Genomic DNA, 22,292 nt, shown 5'->3' on the forward strand with positions numbered 1-22,292 from the left:
TCTTTTTCATTTAATGACTAATTTGTTGTCTTGATAAGCACGGTATCTACTTTTCCACCGTCTACGGTTCTTACTTTGATCGTAGCTGTACCAACTGCTTTGCCTGTAATTTTACCTTTCGCGTCTACCGTTGCAACTTTTGCGTTGGAGGTTGACCAAGTAATGCCTTTGTTGGAAGCATTGCTCGGCATAATCGTTGCGCCCATTTGGAAAGTCTTATTCTTTTTAATATAAACACCGCTACGATTTAGCGCGATTCCAGTTACAGGATACGCTGGGCCGATCGTCACTGACATCGCTACTCCTGGTTTTGAATTGACTTTCATTGAAAAATTAGGATAGGTTCCGTTACTTAGTCTGTTACTTGGATTTGTTCGATTATTCAAATAGATTTGTTGCGCCTTTCCTCTCATCCCAGTGCCAACGTAATAAAAAGCATCCGACTTACTTGTCGATCCACTATTGAGCTGCGAATAGCCTAAAATTCCTTGATTAGCCTCTTTTAGTGTCACTAATTGTCTCCCGATCGTTTGGTTGCTAGCATAATTTGTATTGATATAATACACCGCGATTCCGCCTTTATAGACCTTACCAATCAAGGAACGATCAAAGCCAATGAACTGCCGGTTTTCGATCAAAAAATATTCCTTCGGCAAATTGGTATTCACTCGCAAAATGGTCGTGCCTGCGTAAACCGTTTGGACGGAAGTCGTTGTTGTACTTACAACTCGAGGTGTGACGGCGCCGATCTTCACTTTTGAATAGGCATCTAAAAGTACCGGTGTTTGACCTGGATAACTGTCCCCTGGCTGCATACCCCATGCGCCTTTTGCCATCAAACTATAGGTTCCAAGTCCGCTTCCAGAGCCATTCGTGTTATAGAGATCCAACAAACCTAAATCGTGACCGAGTTCATGTGCGATGACGCCGATCGTTGCCATATGTGTGCCGTGCATTTCGCCAAATTGTGTATACGTGAAAAAGGTCTTCCCATCCAGTTTTGGCGTCACATTCGCTGCCATGCCCCACATATGTCCCCATACAGAAAGCGCTACGTTGTTATAGGCCCGTTCTTGCCCTGCAATAATCGTCATGATATGCAATTCGCTCGCATCAATACGCCCATTGTGATTCGTATCATACTGGGCGAAATTAACATACCCGTTCGCCGCGATTAACGCATCCCGAACCAAAGACTGATTCCGTGAGTCAATCGCAGTCCCCGTCCGAGGATGATTGCGATTCAATTTTACACGGACAACACCATTGTTCACCGTTCCCGAAGCCTCACTCGCAGGAACAAGATTCACTTTTGCATTGGTTGCTTGTGTGTAGTAAAGCTTAACCGACTTGCTAGACGTACTAAAAATCTTTTGATTCCAACTCGCCTCACTCTGCTTGATCGCAATATCATTAAAACTCACTAAAATAACAAGGACCCGATTTGTTTGAGGTATCGCGCCCACTTTTGGGATCGCCGTCGTTGGCGTTTGCGCTGGTGGAGATGATGCACTAGGATATTTACTTACCGTAACAGGTGCAATCGTTTTTGTATTTGATGCTGCGAAAGAATCTGTGGAACCATCTTGGGCTATCGTTACGACACATATCGATAGAACCATCATGACCATCAACGCTATTCGACTAAGAATAGCTCGCATGATTTGTTCCTCCTTTATTTCGGCAAAACACACCGTTTCATGAATGGTAATTAATACCCGTATTTTATTTATTGTAAACGATGAGAACCATTGAGCATAAGCCATTTATCCAAAAAAAGAGTCCCCATTAAGAGGACCCTGCATCATTAATAACGGCTCAATTCCGTTCTTGGTGACTGGATAATCACCGGTTTTTTCTTAGGATCGAGCCATTTTAAAATTTTCACGACATTCGCTTGGCTAGTTCCTGTGCACCCCATCGTGTAGCTACTGGAAACGTGGAAAAAAATTGCCGAACCCCATCCTGGTTTGCGAAGTGGATTATAATTGATCACAAAAGCATAGTTATACGCTGGTTGATATAGTTTTTCTGCAGATTTCCAGCGGTTATTAATCGGTAATACTTGCCACGAATTATACAATTTTGACTTGCCATCGTCGACCCAAACATCGCGCGTTGTCGTTTTCCGATATGGCATTTTTGTCCCTGGATTTGCGTAACGCCCAAAAGCCGTGCCGAGCGTGAACTTACCGCGTGGGCTTTGCACAACCGTTTCCCGCATCGTTGTCGCAAAACCGTCCCGCCCAATAAAGCCATACATCAACGCCTTCCGCTGCCAAACACCTTTAGCATCCCGCTCAAACGTCTGAATCGTCGCCTTGTTCGATTTGTAACCCGACGTCGTCACCAAAATCAACTGCTTATTCGCACCCACCGTCTTGAACCTCTGCGCATCATTCGTCGCCGCATCCGCCTTACTACCCACTACAAAAACAATTCCTAAAGCCATAAAAACAACAACCATCGACCAAAAAACTTTTTTCACAACAAAATCCCCCCTACTTATCTTAATAGAGTTCCACCTTTTCGCCAAATCAAACATTTCTACAGCAAAAAAGCGCCACCAGCCAAAGCCAGTAGCGCCTAATGTTTCATCTTTTAATTCCTTCACGCCAACAATGAAGTCACCGCTACACCTTAGGCGGACGACAAATGCTTAGCTACTAGGCAAAGCCGAGCAACGGAGCGTTTGTCGTTCGCCTGAGAGACGTTTAGACAGCTTGGTCGTTAGCGAACTGACTATTATAAAGATCCGCGTAGAAACCATTTTCAACAAGTAGTTCTTTATGCGTTCCTTGCTCAATCACATTTCCGTGATTCATAACAAGAATCAGATCCGCATCACGGATTGTGGATAGCCTATGCGCAATCACAAAGCTCGTCCGGCCCTCCATTAAGTTCCCCATCGCAAGCTGGATGTTAAGCTCTGTCCGCGTATCCACACTTGACGTCGCCTCATCCAAAATCAAAATACTCGGATCAGAAAGAATCGCACGCGCAATCGTCAACAATTGTTTTTGACCTTGTGAAATGTTAGAGCCTTCTTCATTCAAAACAGTGTCATACCCGTCTGGCAAACGTCTGATAAACTCATCCGCATAAGCCGCTTCTGCCGCCGCGATAACTTCTTCCGTCGTCGCGTCATCTCGACCATATGCAATATTTTCAGCAATTGTACCGTTAAATAACCACGTATCCTGAAGTACCATTCCGAATTTATTACGCACATCGTTCTTCGTCATATCACGCGTATCGACACCGCCAAGACGAATGCCACCGCCTTCCACATCGTAAAAACGCATCAGCAAGTTGATAATTGTAGTTTTACCAGCACCAGTCGGACCAACAATCGCCACCATCTGACCTTCTTGGACATCAATATTCAAATCGTGCATCAACGGTTTATCTGGCGTATAACCAAATTTCACATGATCGAAAACAATCCGATCCGACTCTCCTGCACGGTGTTCTACATTTTCTGGGATAATATCCTCTTCTTCTTTTTCATCCAATACTTCAAAAATACGTTCTGCTGAAGCCATCGTGGATTGAATGACATTCGAGATGTTAGCCACACTTGAAATTGGTTGCGAGAATAGTTGTACATATTGCGTAAACGCTTGGATATTACCAACTGTTAGCGTACCATTCGTTACAAAAATACCACCACCAACACAGACAGCTACATAACCAAGATTACCAACAAATTGCATTAATGGCATCATGATACCCGAGATGAATTGCGCTTTTTTCGCAGCAACGTAGTAATCTTTGTTCACCACATCGAACTTTCCAAGCGTCTTCTTCTCTTGACCAAACGCCTTCACAACTGTGTGACCACCAAATGTTTCTTCCACGTGATCGTTTAGCACACCAAGGTTTTTCTGTTGCGCGCCAAAATACTTTTGCGAACGGCTAGCGACTATGGCTACGAGTAACACACTAAGCGGAACCGTCGCCACAACAATGAGCGTCATCTGCCAACTAATCGTCAACATCATAATCAAAACGCCGATAATTTGTACAATCGCCGTAATCGCTTGTGTCAATGCTTGTTGCAACGTATTCGCGATATTATCCATGTCATTCACAGACCGACTCAAAATATCACCATTCGAACGCGTATCAAAATAGCGAAGCGGTAAACGACCTAGCTTAGCCTTCAATTCTTTACGCATATCATACACCGTACGTTGCGCCACACTCGACATCACATATTGTTGCAGGAAGCTAAACAGCGAGCTACCCAAATAAAGCATTAATACGATGAACAATATATCAAAGATTTTATCATAATTAATTCCAGCCGGCGTCATCACACCAGCGAATATTTCCGTCGTTGCCTTCCCGAGTTCTTTCGGGCTGACAACATTAAAGATCGTTGACAAGATCGCGAGTAAGAGCACTACAATGAGTGAGATAGCACGCGGTTTCATATATCCTAATAAGCGAAACAAGGACTTTTTAAAATCCTTAGGCTTGGCCGCTGGCATCACGATTCTTCCGCCACCTGGGCCGCCGCCATGTCCACCTGATCCTGGTCCTGGACTCATGCTATCTCCTCCTCTGACAATTGCGATCTCATAATTTCTTGGTAGATCGTGTTCGATTCTTTTAGCTCTTCATGTGTGCCAATTCCTGCTACTTTACCTTCGTTTACCACAATAATTTGATCTGAATCAACAACCGATGTAATGCGTTGCGCTACGATAATCGTAATCGACTCACGCGTTTCCGGTTTTAGAGCCGCACGCAATAACGAATCCGTTTTAAAATCGAGCGCCGAAAAACTATCATCAAAAATGTAAATTTGCGGCTTACGAATTAAAGCGCGCGCGATAGCCAGACGTTGCTTTTGACCACCCGAAAAGTTATTTCCGCCTTGTTCCACACGACTATTTAAGCCATCCGACAACTTCGAAACAAAATCTTCAGCTTGAGCCGTCCGTAATCCCGCCCAAATTTCTTCTTCTGTCGCCGTTTCGTTACCATAGCGCATGTTTTCCTCGATATCACCAGTAAACAACATCGCTTTTTGAGGTACTAATCCGACCTTCATCCGCAAATCTTCCTGCGTCATTTCTTTCACATCGAGCCCGTTCACGCGAACAGAGCCTTCCGCCACATCATAAAAACGCGGAATCATATTGATAATCGTAGACTTCCCGGCCCCTGTACTACCAATAATCGCGACCGTCTCGCCAGCTTTTGCCTTAAAAGAGATGTCCTCAATAACAGGCTTTTCAGCACCTGCATAGCGGAAAGTAACCTTATCAAACTCCAAAGAAACTGGAGCCATCGCATTTTTTGCGTCTTTAGGATCGTGAATTTCTGTATCCATTTCCAACACTTCATTGATACGCTCCGCAGAAGCCGCCGCACGTGGAATCATAATAAATACAGCAGAAACCATCATAAATGCGATCATAATTTGCGTCGCATATTGAATAAATGCCATCAAATCCCCGACTTGCATACTGCCGTCACCGACAAATTTAGCACCAATCCAAATAATTGCGATAGTCGTCAAGTTCATAATCAACATCATCATCGGACTCATCAAGGAAAGCAGCCTATTAACACCAACCGCTGTTTTCGCGTAATCCTCATTGGAAACATCGAATTTCCTCAACTCATCATCGCCACGGTTAAACGCACGAATCACTCGAATCCCCGTCAAACCTTCTCGAATGACTTGATTCAATTTGTCCATTTTCTTTTGCAGTGATTTGAACATCGGCATTGCCTTACCACCAATAAATACCACAAGCAATAGCAAAATTGGTAATACGACCACGAAAATAAGTGACAGTTTGGCATCTTTACCAACTGCCATGATCACGCCACCGATCAGCATAATCGGCGCCATCACCATCATACGCAGCATCATGTACAACACATTTTGAATTTGTACCACATCATTCGTTGAGCGCGTAATCAGCGATGCCGTCCCAACTTTGTCAAACTCTTGCAATGAAAAATTCTCTACCCGACCAAAAATATTGTCCCGCAGATCGCGTCCAAATCCCATCGAAATTTTCGATGCATAGTATACGATAACAACGGAAAGTCCTCCTGACAAAGCAGAGATGCCCAACATCTGTGATCCCACTTTCCATATGTAGGCCGTGTCACCTTTTGCAACACCTTTGTCAATAATGTCTGCCATCAAGGTCGGCAAATATAGCTGACCCAGCACTTGCAGAAATGTTAGCACTAGAACTAATACTATGCCCCATTTGTAGGCACCCATTCGCTTCATTAATTTCATCATAACGTTGCCTATACCTCCTTGCTCTCAGCTTTATTGTTGAGATAATCTGTTAGCTTGCCCAGCAGCGAAATTAATCTCTCCATTTCTTCTTTACCCAAAAAAGAGGTCATATCCTCAAAACTTTTGTGAAAAGTTGAAATAATTTCTGCCACTACTTCTTTCCCTTGATCTGTAAGCTGAATGTACGCGGCTCGCTTATCCACAGGATCTTGGCTGCGAATGATAAACTTTTTCTCCTCTAAAGCATTGATCTGTTGCGTCACGCTTGGCTTTGAGACCCTAAGAATTGCCGTTGCATCCGATACTTTCATGCCAAGTTCATGTTCTGTATGCTGCAAACCTTGGTGTAACATAAACAAGAATCTTGTTTCGGACCTTTTTAAGCCGGGAACTTTAAAATTTCGCAATTCCGCACGTTTAAAGTTCATAAAAGCTTTCACAACCGTTTGGCCTAAATCTTCCTCCGAATTATACACGACCTCGCATCCCCTTTTTATTTAGTTTACTTAACTAAGTATATGCTTGCCGCAAAGAAAGTCAAGCAAAAACCATCGCAAAAAAACTCCTAGCAATGAAGCTAGGAGCCGTGTATCATCTCTTATTTTAGTACGCTGTCCAACCTGCATCCGCGGTGATAACTGTACCATTCACAAAGCTAGAATCATCCGATGCTAGGAACAGTGCTACTTTTGCGATTTCGACTGGTTCTCCAGCACGAGGGTTTGTGCCCATACCAATCATCGCCCGTGACTGACCGAATTCGTCTGGTTCATGCAGTGTTGTTCCAATATTCGTAGTCACAGCACCTGGCGCGATCGCGTTACAACGAATATTTTTGTTCGCATATTGGAAGCCCACGTTTTTCGTGAAACCGACGACTGCATGTTTCGAAGCGGTGTAAGCTGCACCTGCACGAGAACCGAATAAACCGCCAGCCGACGCGATATTGACGATCACGCCGCCGTTATTAGCCTCAAAAATGGGTAGTGCCTTTCTCGTTGTCCGCATCACACCCGTTGTATTAATCGCAAAAACGCGATCCCAAAGGTCGTCCGTAATGCCTCCTGCTGGTACAAAATTATCCATAATTCCAGCGTTATTTACCAATATATCTAGCGTGCCGTATGTCTCGACTGCCTTATCGATCATCGCCACGACGTCCTCTTCCTTCATTACATTCGCAACAACAGCCAAAGCTTCCCCATTTATCGCTTTGATTTCGTTTACCGTTTCTTCTGCTGCCTCCAAATGTATATCTGCAACGACCACTTTTGCCCCTTCTTTTGCATAAAGCAACGCGATTTGGCGTCCCATTCCTGATGCGGCACCAGTGACTACCGCTACTTTTCCAGCTAATTTACTCATGATTATTTCCTCCTTCAAATGAAATTGCGCTAGAGCCTATAAACCCGCTCTGTAGTTCAAGTATAGCTCTGCCAAACGGGTGATTCAATAGGTAATGAAAGCGTTGATTGTTGCTTTAGCGTCATTTTTGCGGTATATGTATACTAACTCAAAAAAAGGACGTGAAAAAATGACAGACCGACGCATCAGAAAAACAAAAACCGCCTTCGCCCAAGCCCTGCTTACTTTGCTAGAGGAAAAAGAATTCAAAAAAATCACCGTAACAGACATTGTTGAACGAGCAGATGTGAACCGTGGCACCTTTTATAAACACTACCAAGAAAAAGAAGATTTGCTGGAAGAAGTGATCACAGACGTCTTAACTGCGCTCGAAATTGCCTATGAGAAGCCCTACAAAGAAGCCAATCATTTCTCCGTGGAAACACTGACACCTTCGATGGTCAAAATTTTCGATCACGTGTATGCCCATCAATTATTCTACAAACAAGCGATCGCTGAAAAATTAAGGCCCGGTTTCCAAAACCAATTATGCGATGTTATTAAGCGCATCGCCTTGCGCGATTTCGGGGTCATCTTTCGGGGAACCGAAGCTAATCCAGAACTCTTTGCTAGCTACCAATCTCATGCCATTTTTGGCCTAATCGTCCACTGGACACAACATGATTTTGAGTATACGCCGGAATATATGGCGGAACAGCTACTCTATATTTTACATGCCGATATTTCTTTTTCTAAATGAAAGGAAAAAACAGGATTGACCAATTAGTAATTATTACAGTTCAATATCATTTATTCATAAGTCTATACTTTACTCCTGACCTGCCTTATAATTAAGGATATTATTGTGAGAATCGTCATATTTCATTAACGTTGAGGTTTATTGAGATAGCCTCATTCGAAAGGAAGAGGTCCTATGGATAAAAGCCAATCAGCAACGAAATTAAATTTATTCTCACTCGCTTGGCCTATTTTCATTGAGCAATTTTTGCGGGTGATGATCAGTTATGTCACGGTATTTATGTTAGGCCACTACTCCGATGATGCCGTCGCAGCAACAGGTGTCGCCAATCAGATTCTTGTACTCTCGGTCATTATGTTTGCGTTTATTAGCGTCGGCGTACAAATCCTAGTCGCCCAAATGATCGGTGCGCGCAAGCACAAATTAATCGATCAAGTCATTACGAATGGGATCGTGTTTTCCGTCGTTATCGGCGCGGTGGTGAGCCTTGTCTTCTTATTTCTATCCACGCAATTCCTAACATGGATGGGGCTTGACGCACATTTAGTCGACATCGGTGCTCCCTTTTTAGAAATTATCGGTGGTGCATCCATCTTGACAGCAATTCCCTATTCGATCATGCCGATTTTGCGAACACACGGACACGTACGCCAAGCGATGTATATTCCTGTTGTCGCCGGAATCATCACAGTTATCGGGAACTATCTCGTTTTATATGGCCCACTTTCTTATCTGGATCTAGGCGTGACAGGCGTAGCATTAGCAACCGTCGTGGGGAATATCGTCGCTGTCTTCCTATCGATCTGGCTCCTGCACCGCCACGTCGACTACCGTTTTCAATTACAAAAATTCAAAGAACTATCGCGCCGAACGATGTATTCGATTTTGCGTCTTGGCTTACCTTCCGCGGGTGAAAACATGTCGTATGCAGGCTCACAGCTCGTCGTCACCGCCATCATAGCCCTCATGGGAACCGATGCCTTAACGACGAAAGTGTACGCCTCAACAGTCAGCCAATTCGTCGCTCTGTTTGCCATCTCCATCGGTCAGGCTTCGCAAATTATCATCGGACGCGCCGTCGGAGCAAAAGAAGTCGACCGCGCCTACAAACAAGGCTTGCGCAGTTGGAAAATAGGACTTGCTATCGCCGTCTGCATCAGCATTCTCATCTACTTCTTCTCAGAACCCATCATGCACTTATTCACATCCAACGAAGACATCATCGCGATGACGAAACAACTCTTTTTCCTATCGATATTCCTAGAAATCGCACGGTCTACTAATATTATCATTATTAGTAGCCTCAATTCGACCGGCGATGTGCGTTTCCCGTTCATCGTTGGCATTATCGTCATGTGGATCGTCAGCCTCCCGTTCTCCTACGTCCTCGGAATCACAGCAGGAATGGGGCTCATCGGCGTCTGGCTCGCCTATATCATCGACGAAGGCTTGCGCGGTTGCCTCATGGTTTACAGGTGGCGTTCCAAAGTCTGGTCATTAAAATCAGTCTTATAATAAAAAATCGGCTAACATATAGAAGCCACAGGATTTTCAAGTCAAATTCTGTGGCTTTTAAAATTAATTTTAACAAGTGTTACATCTCGTGATAACGCTTTCTCGACATTTTTTAAAACCCTCTGTGAACAAAATAACATATACCCTCCAAAGGCCTTGATACAGCTAGCTTTTCATCATTTTCATAAAATACCCTGACTTCCAAATAACATAGTTTTAAAGTACAATAAAACTTGTAAGAAAAAAATTAATGGAGGCAACATAAATGAAAAATTGGATTAAAGTCGCGGGGTTTACAACAACAGCCGTAGTATCAATGCTTATCTTTCAAGATCACGCATCAGCACATGGTTATATTTCAAAACCAGCCAGCCGCGTATATCTGGCAAATCAAGGAATTAACACAGGGGTAGGTTCGGCACAATGGGAGCCACAAAGTATTGAAGCACCGAAAGGTTTCCCAGAAAAAGGACCACTAGACGGTCAAATCGCTGGTGGCGGAAAATACAACTTACTCGATGAACAAACACAAAATCGTTGGTCAAAGGTCGATATCCAAAGCGGAAAAACAACGATTGAATGGACATTAACCGCACCACACAAAACAAGCAGTTGGAGTTACTACATCACGAAAAATGGCTGGGATCCTAACAAACCACTAACACGTGACCAATTACAGCTCATCACAAAAATTCAAGCAGACGGTACAGCCCCCGCTTCGAAAACATCGCAAGAAATCACAATCCCTGCAGATCACACAGGATATCATGTTATTTTAGGCGTTTGGGAAATTGCTGATACAGGAAATGCATTCTATCAAGTAATCGATGCAAACATCAGTGGTGGCAACACGGTACCAGACACAGAAGCACCGACCAAACCAGCTCAATTAAAAGCCACAGAACAAACATATAACTCCGTATCTTTAAATTGGCAAGCATCCACGGACAATAAAGGGGTTGAATCCTACGAAATTTACCGTGATGGCAAATTCATCGGTGAATCAGCCACGTCATCTTACCAAGATAAAAACCTCGCAGAAAACACAACATACACTTACACCGTTCGTGCCAAGGACTTTGCAGGAAACCGCTCGGAATGGAGCGACAGCGTACAAGCAAAAACTGCCGTAAAACCAGTAGTAGACACAGAAAAACCAACTGCACCAAAAATGTTAATGACACACGCCCAATCAACGAGCACGATTGATCTATGTTGGCAAGCTGCTACAGACAACATCGGCGTAGCCTATTACGAAATCTACCGTGATGGTGTCAAAGTAAAAACACAAACAGGTACAATGTTCCAAGATATTAGCCTGAAGAGTGATACCACTTACAGCTACCTTGTATATGCCGTTGACACATCTGGAAACCGTTCCGATGCAAGTAATCTACTGACCGCAAAAACAAAACCAGCAGAAGTCATTCCAGAAGGCACATGGTCATCCATACGAATCTACGTTGGTGGTGATATCGTCACTTATGACAATAAACAATACCGCGCAAAATGGTGGACACTAGGCAATAAACCAAGCGAAAGCGATGCCTGGGAACAAATCGGTGGAGCCCTTCCTGATTGGAATAGCTCAAAAGCCTACAACGGTGGCGACAAAGTCATCTATAACGGCAAAACATACCAAGCGAAATGGTGGGTTCGTGGCGATCAACCAGACACATCCGCAGTTTGGGTATTAGTGAAATAAAGCACCTGCTCCAAAAAGGAGTGGCGTAACAAACGAAAAACATCAGCCTATAACTTGTTTCTCTATCCTTATTTATGATAGGAAATTGGTTATAAGTTGATGTTTTTGTTAGTAAATAAAAAAGAATCGCTTAGGCTTCATACATACTTCTCTCTCAGTATTAACTATGCTATAGATTTGGATACAGCACTAAGATGGGACACTGCATCTACTTTAACCTTTAAAAAAATAACTTACCAAAGAAAGCGTTATCGTAAACCAAAAAAATGCATCATTTTCCATATTATTGTAACATTCTTCCACTAATTTTTAAGTTATAATTAATGTAGTAAGACTATTACGTTTAGTAAAGAGAGGGAATGATTAAGATGAAAACAAGTGTATCTAAAAAAATGGGGGTTGCTATTGTCACCACTGCCATGATTCTCGCGCCAATCAGCATGTCAAATTTGGGGCAGCCAATTCATGGGTTTGCAGCAGAAAAAAGTGTCGCGCCCGCTCGCCCTTCTGTCACAAAAATCACTTATATACCAGGCGATTATTGGGGAGTGATTGTAACTATGCATGCGGACCCAAACATGAGGGTGTGGCTAAATTACAGCAGAGATGGTGGAGGCTATGCGGAGCCCATTAGAACAGACGCTGCTGGAAACGCTACCTTTAGTATACCAAGTAGTGTAACAGATAACGAGTTTACTTTACGTCCACAATCAGATGATTTCACTTATGGCGAATCGTTATACGTCTCCTTTGAACCAGGGAAAAACCTTCCAAGCATTAAGCTCGCGAAGGACTTAGTGGAAGGCGACTCCGTGGTTAAAGGAATAGGAACACCTGGTGCCAAAGTAACTATGAAAAGTTCTTCCGCCACAATAATAACAACACTCGTAGATGCAGCAGGAAATTTCACCCTGACTATTCCAAAATATAATGGTGTCCTTGATTACACGATGGTACAAGAACTAAATGGCCTTACAAGTGGAGAATTGAAACTGTATGGACTTAAAAAACTGGCTATGCCGCTTGTATCAGCCTTACTTGAAAACGACACTACAATCAAGGGAAGTTCGCATCCTTATACCGATGTCATCGTAAGCGTTGATGGAGAACAAATTGGAAAAGGTATGAGTAATGCTCAGGGTTCTTTTGCAATAGCAATTCCAAAACAGGCTGCTGGTACGCAAGTTTCTGTTATACAAAAAGCATACAATATCTACTCTAGTCCAGCGCTTATTACCACTGCAAAAAGTTTAGCTACTCTCACTCCAAGTGCGTATACATCAGGAGCAACCTATATTAGAGGAACCTATACTGGTGGTATCGTGAAAGCTAGGGTTTCTGTAAACGGACAAATCCTACCCGTTTTTGGTGGAAGTTTTAGTAATGGCTCATTTTCTTACTATGTTGGTTCTGGCGCTATAAAAAAAGGCGATGCAGTAAGCATTGTTGGTTATAACAGCAATGATCTTCCCGTAACAAGTCTCCAAACTATCAATACTAACTTTTAGCACCTGCTCGTGACGGTTCCTAAAGTAAGCCTCTTATAATAGAAAAATATACCAATCAGCGTAACAAACGAAAACATCAACCTATAACTGGCTCCTCTATCTTATATGATAGAAGATCCGTTATAAGTTGATGTTTTTTTGTTGATCCTGCTTGAGGTTAGCGAACCCTTCTTTGTTTGCTATGCCATTATCCATTCTGCAGGATAGCAATATTTTCATGGGGAAACTGTGACTTTTTTTCCAAGTGTTGTGACCTTGTTTTGAGCATTTAAGCCAACAAATTCGACACGATCTCCAGCCTTAATTTGACTGCCTTCAATGTAATAACGGAATCCCGTACTTGTGAAATCCCCACGTATGGATTGTGGAGTCCCATTGATGACAAGTAGCCCTTTGGTGACATCCCCCGTAAAGGTTCCAGTAACATAAGAGCTGCCAACTTTAAATGAGGCTGGTGTGACACCTCCTGTAACTTGTGGGGTTCCAGTGCCTTCAGAGAATGTAAAGTGTTCCGGTCTACCGTGCCATAGCCCCATCGTATTAGACACTCGGGACTCACTTATTCTCATCTCATAGTAACCTGCTGCATTAACAGTAGCATGCCCCGAAGCATAGGTTGTCGTATCTCGAAGGACGATCACTTCACCTGGAGATCCCGTCCCAAGCACAACACAATCGGTAGCTGTATTGTAAACGATTGTTGTATTTATCGTAAAAGGAGATAAAACAGCTACTTTTGTTTCCATGCTAGTTTCTCCATTTTTAGATTGGACAACGCTTAATTCTGTTCCTAGTGTTTGTTTAGGCATAGTCAGTTTGTACTGTCCCCACTCATTGACCAATACTTCGCTTAGTGTTTGTGTGCCTTTTTTTAATGTCATTTGGGCACCCGGAATCCCGTATCCAGTTATAGCCGTACTATTAGTATTTACTAACTCGTTAATGATAGGAGCATAGAGTTTTTTTCCAATTGTCAGTTCAAGATTTCCTGTCCACAATTTAGAGTTGTTGGCGTTAGCGATGGATAGTGGATAATTAAAATTTGTTACACCATTAATACCACTGACCCAATTGGACATAGTTAACCCATTCCCAAATGGTGGAGAAATAGAAGCAGCGGTTCCTAATTTAAAATTGCTTACTATCACATTTACATTCGTTGACGTGTACTCTAATTCGGATACTGCATACGGTGTGAATGTTTGTTGTGGCGTTACGGGCACTTGGGATGCTGCACTCACGGAATCAGCAATGGGAGTGTATTGGCTGGTGAATGGGAAAAGGAGGACGCCAGCCGACATGACGCCAATCATTACTTTTTTCGGCATTGCTTTCTTCATCTTTTTCAAATCCCTTCTCTATTATAATACTTGCTTTCGTCTTAAGTATATCAGGATAGTATTGTAATAGCTGTATCTGAAAAAAGAACATTTTCCCTTTAAAACCCTTTTAGAATGCGCTTTCATTTCTTGAAATATAACAATAGATTTAGGAACGTGTGTTTAACAGACACATCTAAGCAACTCATCGATACGATTATTGGCTTATTTCTCTCCTTCTATATGCGAAAAGGTATAGGCTCCCTTCCATTTCATGGGGTCTATACCTCTTTTTTATTCACAGTTGCCACAAATAGTGGATCCTTTTGCATAAGAAATAGTATTGTAGCAACTATTTTTTGCCCTGCTATCTTTATACTAAAAGGCTTCGTTTTACTCAATACTCCAGCTCTTTCTAGATTTGCCTTTCGTACAGTATGCACACAAAGTTACCCTATTCCTATTCTTTAACATAACTCATCGAAAGCCGTTCACACGCGGTACCATTTTATTTCCGATATAACTTCTTAAGCGTATTAAAAGTTGCTACATACAGTAAAGCGATACAAATTAAAATTCCCATATTAAACACAATACTATAATAGTCAAAGAAAGTATTGTACAGCGCTGCCAAGAAAAGCAGTCCAACCGTGCAAAGCTGTCTCGTAATCCGAATTCCTTCCCACTCTCTATTAGAAAGTAGCGAGCGCAGGACATAATAGATAACATAAGCAATCCCCATACTTAGAGCCGCACCCCTCGCCCCATAAATCGGAACGAAATACCATGCTAATAAAATGTTAGTAATAACGGTACCAATTGCCACATATATATTGAGATACGTCTTTCTACTAAAAACAATCCCTAGCGCTGTAGTCTCACTAATGGTGTACAAGATTGGCACAAAGCATAAAAATGGAAAAATACTAATAGCCCCTTGATAAGACGCTGTAAAAACAAGCATAATGACTGGTTTAAAAATAAGAAGCATCATAAAGAGCATAGAAAGCCCCCCAGCGACGCCATCACTTGCCAACTGGAAATAATGGATATTTTTTTTCCCAGCATGCCACCGATAGGCCATCGGGATCCAAAAACTTGTAAAGCTCATCTGCACAATCTTTAATAAACTAGCGATTTTAAATGCGGCTGTATACAAACCAAGTTCCGTATAGGTTGACCGCAAACCAATAATAAAGCGATCACTTATCGTAAAAATAGCCTCGATAGCAAGTGTAATAAAGATCGGAAATCCAAATATCCACATCTTTCGAATCAACGGCTTATCTAACCTAAAATTCGCGATATTTAAAAGTGGTAAACACAATAGCACAACAACTAGGTCTCCTATAATCTGACCAATTAAAGTACCATAAATCACCACTGTAAAATCTCTATCTCCTAGTAAAATATATAAAATCGTGACGCACAGTATCAATACCCGAATGAGGAGTGTAAGAGAGGAATACAACTTGGCCCTCTCTTCCATACGAATCGATAATAAACAAAACCGTTCAAAAATTAGCGTGAACATGCTGACACAAAGCAAGAAAATCGGTAATTGCATCGACTTATCTTGAAAAATCCACACGGCTAAATCTTGCCTAAACAAAATCACGATAATGCTGAGTAAGGTCGCCATCAGGAGTGGAACAAGCATCGCATTTTGTATCAATTTTTTCTTATCCGTATACTCATGGTAATCACGTGTATATGCCTGATCAAAGCCCAAATAAAGATAGGCGGTTAGAAATGTTTGAATCATGATAAACATACTCGCCTTACCAAATTCCTCAGGGGAAACAAAATACGTCGTAATAGGTACTGTGATAAAAGAAATAAAGGCTCCTGCTACCGGCCCAAGTGAAAAATATAGAAATCGATTTAATGTATTTTTCATAGACCGTTACCTGTTTTTTGTTGTACTTTCATCTATCTCATACCTCTTTCATTTAGCCTTCTATCGTCGCCAACAGTTTTTCTAAATACGTATCTCTAGAGCACTCTTTCATCATGAAGTCCCTCGCATTTTTCCCAACTTTATTGGTCGTTATCATATCTCGGAAACATCTCACTATTTGTTTCGCTAATTTTTCCTCAAAATTCTGGCTAATGTCTATTAAAAAACCTGTTTCTTCGTGGATAACAAACTCAGATGTGCCACCAGCTCTTGTAGTGATTAATGGTTTGCCCATCGAAAGGCTTTCTAATTGCGCTAAACTGCAAGGCTCATTCCATAAAGATGGTGATACAATCACATCCCCTACACCCAAATACAGTTCTATCTCGGAATAAGGTATGAAGCCTGTGAAGAAGATGGTTTCACCTATTTCACCTTGGGCCGCTTTTTTCAGTTGATCGCAATACGCAGTGTCCTTGAGTTCGCCTATGATGACCAACGCCAAATTAGGAACCGTTTGCCGTGCTATTTTATAGGCATGGATTAACTCTAAAACACCTTTTTCAGGTATGAGCCTGCCATGGAAAGCAACGACCTGCTTATCGTGTAATTTCTCAAGTAAGGGGATATCCGGCGGTGTAGCTTCTTTAAATTTTTCAACATCGATCGTGTTTCGCAATGTTCTTACTTTTGAAGTAGCGAGGCCTGGTGAACTTTTCAAAACTTGGTCTTTAATATAATCGCTGACCGTTAAAATACAGTCGTAGCTACAATAAATAAACGCATTCAATGACTTCTTAAAAGACTTATTAAAGAAATGCTCGTTATGCAAATGTAGCGCTATTTTTGTACGCTTATCCTGCAGTGATTCTCTCAAACTTAAAATAAACTGTGGCCTATTTTGAACTAAAATCCAGTCGTATTGCTGCTTATTAATTTCTTTTATCGCTGTATTCAAAAATTGGCATTGGTACAATTCTTTTACGCCTAGCCGAAGTATTAGCTGATTCCTAAGCTTTTCAAATCGACTGCTTTTCCCTTGATGAAAGTAATGGTTTGTATTCTGCTGCTCTCCGGCCTCTCTTTGCTCATTCGAGATGGCGTAAATATCTATCTCGACAAGTTGTTTCTTGTTATTTAGAGCAACCAAATCCTCCACAATGGCCTCTACAGCTCCTACTCCAAGCGCTGGAACGGGCTTATCTTCTGTGCAAATAATCGCAAGCTTCATTTTCTTTTCTTTCATTTTTCGTACCATCTCCTAATCTTAGTTAGAATTAATAGTTGTTAGCCGGCTGATTTGGGCCAGTAATTTTTGAATCACGTACGCTTGTTGGGACTCTCTCATCGCTGATCCTGATGGTAAGCACAAGACTTCTTGAAATAGCTTCTCACTCACATTTTCATCTCCAGCCTGATAACATGTTGTTCCAGCGAAAGATGGCTGTAAATGTAATGGATTCCACATCATTCGAACTTCTATCCCTACCTCTGCCATCATTTCCACCAATTCACTAGTCGTTACTGCTATTTTTTCAGGGTTTAATCGAATCGCAGACAACCAACAGTTTGGCTCTGTACCTGGTAAAATTGGCATCATCGATATGCCATCCACTTCTCTAAAAACCATTTCATATGTGTTGAAAATAGAGCGGCGTTTAGCGACGTGCTTATCGATGACTTCCATCTGACCAATCCCAATCCCTGCCAACACATTGCTTAGCCGATAGTTATAGCCAATTTTTTCATGTAAGTAGAATGGAGCGTCTTCTTTTGCTTGTGTGGCGTATTTAAAAGCGTCATTGCGTGTGGCTTTTGTTTTGCTAAGAAGCATACCCCCACCTGATGTTGTGATGATTTTATTACCATTAAAGGAATAGATACCCATTTCACCAAATGTACCTGTCATCTGACCATTGTATGTGCTGCCCAAGGATTCCGCAGCATCTTCAATTAACGGGACGCCATAAGTTTCACAAATGGTTTGAATCGCTTCTAAGTCAGCAACAAGACCTAATATATGAACTAAAATCACTGCTTTAGGTAGTTGGTTTTGCCTTGCTGCATCTGCTAATGCCTTCTCGAGCGCAATCGGGCACATATTCCACGACTGTTCATCTGAATCGATGAATACCGGTGTCGCGCCAACGTACACAATCGGATTAGCACTCGCAGCAAACGTTAATGTGGAACAAAAAACGGTATCTCCTGTTGTCACACCTAACGTGATTAATGCTAAATGAATAGCAGCTGTACCGGAGTTGAGCGCTAAGGCATTAGCGGCTCCCGTGTACTGCTTCATTTTTTGTTCAAAACCGTCGACATTAGCACCAAGTGGAGCAATCCAATTTGCCTTAAAAGCATCCACAATATAGTTTTGCTCAGTTCCTCCCATATGTGGCGGAGATAAAAATATTGTCGCTTTTTTCACGAAATAGTCGTCCTCTCTCTTCTTGTATTTTGTAAAATATCACTTAGTTTCTCGAGTAAATCTTCTTTTTTATATTGGTTGGCAAGCTCATTGACGTATTGCTGTACCATTTGATAATTTTGTTTATGACTGCTCAAATCTTCGAGGTAGGCCGTTAATCCATCTAAGTTTTCATAACAAAAACCTTGACCAGCTTTGAATTTACGCATCACTTCATCTTGCCAGCCTTTGTAGTTGATTAATGTTGGTTTTCCTGCTGCCCAAAAATCAAATAACTTGTTCTGGCTATTGCGATTTAGTATTTCCTCGTCCCGAACAAAGCACATCCCAACATCGCTCATCGTCATCAATGTCAGCGCGTCTGCTTTGGAAACAGCATCTAAAAACAGAACATTCGTCAACGCTGCTCGCTTTGCTTCCTTCAGCAGATTTGCTTTTTCTTTGCCGTCCCCAACAATAACGTAGAGAATTTTTTCATCTGTTGTATTTTGGGCGAGTTTTAAAATGTAATCAATATGGTTCACAAAACCAATCGTGCCAGCATATAAACTAATAAAACGGTTTTGCAATTGCGGATATTTGGTGTATAACGCAATTTGATCGGTCACACTAATCTCTTTAAAGCGATTGATATCCGCAAAGTTAGTGATGACCTCGATGTGGCGTGCGTCGATTCCTTTTTCGACAATATCTGCTTTCATGCCGTCTGATAGTGCGATAATTTTATCCGCCTGTTTGTAAATGCCATATTCCATACGGTAAAGCGTCGCGATGAGTAGTTTATTTTTAATAATGCCTAACTTAATGGGGACGTCTGGCCATAGGTCACGGACTTCAAAGACAAATTCGCATTTTTTAATTCTCGCTACCCACTTCCCAACAAGACCAACTGTGAGCGGTGTGGATGTCGCGTAAATCATATCGACATTTTTTTCTCGGATAGCGTAGAAAAAACTTTTCAACATGTACATAAAAAACGAAATAATCCTTCTAATATAGCCATACTCTTGGTGGTACGGTGTTTTCGTTGAGATGATTGTGATGCCATCGCACGACGCTACATCATTTCCAGTAATCAGGGTCACTTGATGCCCCTCAGAAACAAGTTTTTTGGCAATTTCATACGATCTTGTTCCGCCTTTATCTTTTTCAAAATATTGATGTAAATAGACGATTTTCATAGTGACACATCCTCAAAATTTGTATAAAAAGAAAGCAGTTTATCTTCTTCCGTCTGCCAATTGTAGGCTTCTTGGTACGCCTGAAGACCACATTTTCCCATCTTTTCTACAATCTTTGGATTTTCTAAAAGGTACAACGCCTGCTCTAAAACAGCATCAACATTGTCCGTTTGTGCCGAAACACCACATGGATATTTTTCCAAATCTTCTTGCATCAAAAAATCCGAAACAATAAATGGGATGCCGGCAGCCATATATTCCATACATTTCGTCGGTTTACAGCCCTTAAAATTAGCATTTTCAAGAAGTAATGATAATCCCACGTGCGATGTTTGCAAAATTTGAAAGGCTTCATCGAATTTTTTCGCGCCTTCAAAGGAAATCCATTGACCGACGCCTCGTTTTTCTACTTCTGCTAGAAATACTTCTTCGTCAGCGCCTGTGCCAATCACACGAATTTGGAAATCGGCGCGCTGTGCTGCTAGCTTTTCTGCCAAATCAATCATCAGACGTGCACCGCGTAATTCAGAAACACTTCCGACATAGGCAAAAGTAAAGATATCTTGTTTTTCAGGAGATAAAGATGATGGGGTAATCGCAGGATAGTTATAAATATCTACGGTTGGACAAGTCAAATCCGTATAGTTTTCATGATAATGTGCTTCTGCAAAAATGATACCATCACATGATTGCATCAGTTTTTTCTCTAACTTTTGATACATGTATCGAACCATTTTTCGACATATACTAGGAATTGCTTGTTTAGAGGCAAGGATCTGTGGGACATTTTCATGCATATCATAGATTATGATTGGCGCTTGTTGTATGCGCCTTTTGATGAACCAAGCGAGTAGCAATAGTTCTGGATCGTGCAACTGAACAATATCTGGCTTTTCTAAGCGAATCATGCGCCATATACGACGCCAGTTTTTGTATCGCTTTAGCCTAGGGAGCTTTGGTAACAATCGAATTTTTATGGGGGTATTTGTATTTACAATCACCTGATTTTTAATAGCGATATGGGTGACACAGTAATCTAAGTTTTCCGCAATGGACATCGCTTCCCGAAAGAAGATACGCGTATCGCTCCATGGGTGAACGGAACTAATATTAAACATTTTTTTGAGCATTTGGTAATCCTCCTGCACAAGAAACAATGAGATCATCATTTAATTTGGCGATGTTGAATTCACGACTTATTTTTTCTCGTGCTTGTTGTGAAACTTGTGGCCAGATTTCAGGTTTATTCATTACTTCTATCATTTTATTCACTGTTTCAAAAACATTATCCTCTGCAACAAGCCAACCGCTACTACCATTCGTGATTAATTCTGGAATGCCGCTGTGTTCTGTTGAAATAACTAATTTACCACGTGCCATGGTTTCCATTAAAGCCACTGGTACGCCTTCTTTATCACCGTTTGCTGCGGTTTTACTTAGTTGCAAGACAAAATCCGCCTTTTCAATTGCTCGATTTACTTCGGTTTGTGATTGCCAGCCCAGTAAAGTCACTTCTTTTTCGAGCTTTTCACCCGCAATGAGTGACTCCAGCTCATGCCTTAATGGACCTTCACCAATGACTTCAAGCGCTACTTTGAAACCTCGTTTTTTCAGTTCCCCCATGGTTTTTATCGCCACATCCATGCCTTTTTTTTCTGTCAATCGACCGATGGAAAGGAACTGTATGGTTTCGCTTAATTCAGAAAGCGCTACTGGATGAAATTTTTCTAAATCGATGCCCATGCGATGTACTTTAATTTGCTCAGAATTAGCACCGTAGGCTTTTAGTAACCGAGCAAATTGATGGCTTACTGGAAGCAATTTGATATCTGTGGAAAACAAGCTATCATAGACTTTAGTGCCATGTTTTTTAATAAACGTCGTGATATCATTTCCGTGAAAAAAGGTCATTGTATTTTTGGGTAATAGTTCTTGATCTTGTAAGTATGCGGCGACGATACCACTTGGACCATAATGGCAAATGACTGCATCAAACTTTTTTCTTTCTAGAAAATATGGCAAAGCATATAAAAATCGTACTGTGAAAATCATCTTTCCGTATTTTTTATAGTTAAACGCCTGGCAGGTTGCTTTTGGAGCCTTCCAGATACATTGGAAGGCCAATTTCAACCCACCAAAGAGTCGTTTACTTTTCGTGGACGAATTATTTAAGAAATGTGTTTTTTCTAGTAGACCATATTTTTCAATTTCTGGATGATTTTTTTGATTCACTACTTTGTTCCATGCAACGATTTCGACGTCGATCCCTCGATCCATAAAACCAGTAATTTGATTTAAAATAAATGTTTCTGACAATGCTGGAAATGAAGATATTAAAAACAATACTCTCAC

Annotated in this window: 17 protein-coding genes; 4 read left to right on the forward strand and 13 right to left on the reverse strand. The window is 41.6% G+C overall.

The window, feature by feature from the left end:
- Positions 1-17: 17 nt before the first annotated feature.
- The 6 genes from HCJ54_RS01975 to HCJ54_RS02000 all read right to left on the reverse strand — a co-directional run bounded on the left by HCJ54_RS01975 (position 18) and on the right by HCJ54_RS02000 (position 7,642).
- The gene (locus HCJ54_RS01975) at positions 18-1,661 is read right to left on the reverse strand and encodes a M6 family metalloprotease domain-containing protein (protein ID WP_187136431.1); all 1,644 of its coding nucleotides are present in this window, start codon (positions 1,659-1,661) and stop codon (positions 18-20) included.
- 146 nt (positions 1,662-1,807) lie between these two features.
- Complete coding sequence (locus tag HCJ54_RS01980) at positions 1,808-2,488, reverse strand: L,D-transpeptidase family protein (protein ID WP_187136432.1); 681 nt, start codon at positions 2,486-2,488, stop codon at positions 1,808-1,810.
- 226 nt (positions 2,489-2,714) lie between these two features.
- Positions 2,715-4,556: an ABC transporter ATP-binding protein gene (locus HCJ54_RS01985; RefSeq protein ID WP_187136433.1), complete on the reverse strand. Its 1,842-nt coding sequence runs from the start codon at positions 4,554-4,556 to the stop codon at positions 2,715-2,717.
- Complete coding sequence (locus HCJ54_RS01990) at positions 4,553-6,277, reverse strand: ABC transporter ATP-binding protein (RefSeq protein ID WP_187136434.1); 1,725 nt, start codon at positions 6,275-6,277, stop codon at positions 4,553-4,555. The genes HCJ54_RS01985 and HCJ54_RS01990 overlap by 4 nt, the downstream gene beginning before the upstream one ends.
- 8 nt (positions 6,278-6,285) lie before the next feature.
- Positions 6,286-6,753, reverse strand: coding sequence for a MarR family winged helix-turn-helix transcriptional regulator (locus HCJ54_RS01995; protein ID WP_185410684.1), 468 nt, complete (start codon positions 6,751-6,753; stop codon positions 6,286-6,288).
- A 127-nt stretch (positions 6,754-6,880) separates the two neighbouring features.
- Entirely contained in the window at positions 6,881-7,642 is a 762-nt protein-coding gene (locus tag HCJ54_RS02000; protein ID WP_187136435.1) for an SDR family oxidoreductase, read from the reverse strand.
- Between the two features lie 169 nt (positions 7,643-7,811).
- Here HCJ54_RS02000 and HCJ54_RS02005 point away from each other — a divergent pair, with 169 nt between their 5' ends.
- The 4 genes from HCJ54_RS02005 to HCJ54_RS02020 all read left to right on the forward strand — a co-directional run bounded on the left by HCJ54_RS02005 (position 7,812) and on the right by HCJ54_RS02020 (position 13,109).
- Positions 7,812-8,381: a TetR/AcrR family transcriptional regulator gene (locus HCJ54_RS02005; protein ID WP_185410681.1), complete on the forward strand. Its 570-nt coding sequence runs from the start codon at positions 7,812-7,814 to the stop codon at positions 8,379-8,381.
- A 174-nt stretch (positions 8,382-8,555) separates the two neighbouring features.
- Positions 8,556-9,896: an MATE family efflux transporter gene (locus HCJ54_RS02010; protein WP_187136436.1), complete on the forward strand. Its 1,341-nt coding sequence runs from the start codon at positions 8,556-8,558 to the stop codon at positions 9,894-9,896.
- A gap of 265 nt (positions 9,897-10,161) precedes the next feature.
- On the forward strand, positions 10,162-11,601 hold the full coding sequence (locus tag HCJ54_RS02015; protein ID WP_187136437.1) for a lytic polysaccharide monooxygenase: 1,440 nt from the start codon (positions 10,162-10,164) through the stop codon (positions 11,599-11,601).
- Positions 11,602-11,969: 368 nt separating this feature from the next.
- Positions 11,970-13,109 carry an Ig-like domain-containing protein gene (locus HCJ54_RS02020; RefSeq protein WP_187136438.1) on the forward strand — a complete coding sequence of 380 codons (1,140 nt, stop codon included), beginning with the start codon at positions 11,970-11,972 and terminating at the stop codon, positions 13,107-13,109.
- A gap of 215 nt (positions 13,110-13,324) precedes the next feature.
- Here the strand turns inward: HCJ54_RS02020 and HCJ54_RS02025 are convergent, their stop codons facing one another.
- The 7 genes from HCJ54_RS02025 to HCJ54_RS02055 all read right to left on the reverse strand — a co-directional run bounded on the left by HCJ54_RS02025 (position 13,325) and on the right by HCJ54_RS02055 (position 22,292).
- A complete protein-coding gene (locus HCJ54_RS02025; protein ID WP_187136439.1) occupies positions 13,325-14,449 on the reverse strand; it encodes an immunoglobulin-like domain-containing protein in 1,125 nt (374 codons plus the stop codon).
- Positions 14,450-14,936: 487 nt separating this feature from the next.
- Complete coding sequence (locus HCJ54_RS02030; protein WP_187136440.1) at positions 14,937-16,328, reverse strand: lipopolysaccharide biosynthesis protein; 1,392 nt, start codon at positions 16,326-16,328, stop codon at positions 14,937-14,939.
- A 52-nt stretch (positions 16,329-16,380) separates the two neighbouring features.
- Positions 16,381-17,574: a glycosyltransferase family 4 protein gene (locus tag HCJ54_RS02035; RefSeq protein WP_187136441.1), complete on the reverse strand. Its 1,194-nt coding sequence runs from the start codon at positions 17,572-17,574 to the stop codon at positions 16,381-16,383.
- A gap of 21 nt (positions 17,575-17,595) precedes the next feature.
- Positions 17,596-18,759 (reverse strand): DegT/DnrJ/EryC1/StrS family aminotransferase, encoded by a 1,164-nt coding sequence (locus HCJ54_RS02040; RefSeq protein WP_342354438.1) that lies wholly within the window; start codon positions 18,757-18,759, stop codon positions 17,596-17,598.
- Positions 18,756-19,940, reverse strand: a complete 1,185-nt coding sequence (locus HCJ54_RS02045; RefSeq protein WP_187136442.1) for a glycosyltransferase family 4 protein — start codon at positions 19,938-19,940, stop codon at positions 18,756-18,758. Before HCJ54_RS02045 ends, HCJ54_RS02040 begins: the two co-directional genes overlap by 4 nt.
- Positions 19,937-21,070: a glycosyltransferase gene (locus HCJ54_RS02050; protein WP_187136443.1), complete on the reverse strand. Its 1,134-nt coding sequence runs from the start codon at positions 21,068-21,070 to the stop codon at positions 19,937-19,939. The genes HCJ54_RS02045 and HCJ54_RS02050 overlap by 4 nt, the downstream gene beginning before the upstream one ends.
- Positions 21,051-22,292, reverse strand: coding sequence for a glycosyltransferase (locus HCJ54_RS02055; protein WP_187136444.1), 1,242 nt, complete (start codon positions 22,290-22,292; stop codon positions 21,051-21,053). The genes HCJ54_RS02050 and HCJ54_RS02055 overlap by 20 nt, the downstream gene beginning before the upstream one ends.

This window comes from Listeria grandensis (assembly GCF_014322885.1).
Taxonomy (GTDB): domain Bacteria; phylum Bacillota; class Bacilli; order Lactobacillales; family Listeriaceae; genus Listeria_A; species Listeria_A grandensis.

What these genes read in the sequence shown, in the direction of transcription:
- HCJ54_RS02035 (WP_187136441.1), bottom strand. Translation starts at nt 17,574, where the DNA reads ATGAAAGAAAAGAAAATGAAGCTTGCGATTATTTGCACAGAAGATAAG.
- HCJ54_RS02050 (WP_187136443.1), bottom strand. Translation starts at nt 21,070, where the DNA reads ATGCTCAAAAAAATGTTTAATATTAGTTCCGTTCACCCATGGAGCGAT.
- HCJ54_RS02015 (WP_187136437.1), top strand. Translation starts at nt 10,162, where the DNA reads ATGAAAAATTGGATTAAAGTCGCGGGGTTTACAACAACAGCCGTAGTA.
- HCJ54_RS02025 (WP_187136439.1), bottom strand. Translation starts at nt 14,449, where the DNA reads ATGAAGAAAGCAATGCCGAAAAAAGTAATGATTGGCGTCATGTCGGCT.
- HCJ54_RS02010 (WP_187136436.1), top strand. Translation starts at nt 8,556, where the DNA reads ATGGATAAAAGCCAATCAGCAACGAAATTAAATTTATTCTCACTCGCT.
- HCJ54_RS02020 (WP_187136438.1), top strand. Translation starts at nt 11,970, where the DNA reads ATGAAAACAAGTGTATCTAAAAAAATGGGGGTTGCTATTGTCACCACT.
- HCJ54_RS02005 (WP_185410681.1), top strand. Translation starts at nt 7,812, where the DNA reads ATGACAGACCGACGCATCAGAAAAACAAAAACCGCCTTCGCCCAAGCC.
- HCJ54_RS02030 (WP_187136440.1), bottom strand. Translation starts at nt 16,328, where the DNA reads ATGAAAAATACATTAAATCGATTTCTATATTTTTCACTTGGGCCGGTA.
- HCJ54_RS02000 (WP_187136435.1), bottom strand. Translation starts at nt 7,642, where the DNA reads ATGAGTAAATTAGCTGGAAAAGTAGCGGTAGTCACTGGTGCCGCATCA.
- HCJ54_RS01975 (WP_187136431.1), bottom strand. Translation starts at nt 1,661, where the DNA reads ATGCGAGCTATTCTTAGTCGAATAGCGTTGATGGTCATGATGGTTCTA.
- HCJ54_RS01990 (WP_187136434.1), bottom strand. Translation starts at nt 6,277, where the DNA reads ATGATGAAATTAATGAAGCGAATGGGTGCCTACAAATGGGGCATAGTA.
- HCJ54_RS01985 (WP_187136433.1), bottom strand. Translation starts at nt 4,556, where the DNA reads ATGAGTCCAGGACCAGGATCAGGTGGACATGGCGGCGGCCCAGGTGGC.
- HCJ54_RS02045 (WP_187136442.1), bottom strand. Translation starts at nt 19,940, where the DNA reads ATGAAAATCGTCTATTTACATCAATATTTTGAAAAAGATAAAGGCGGA.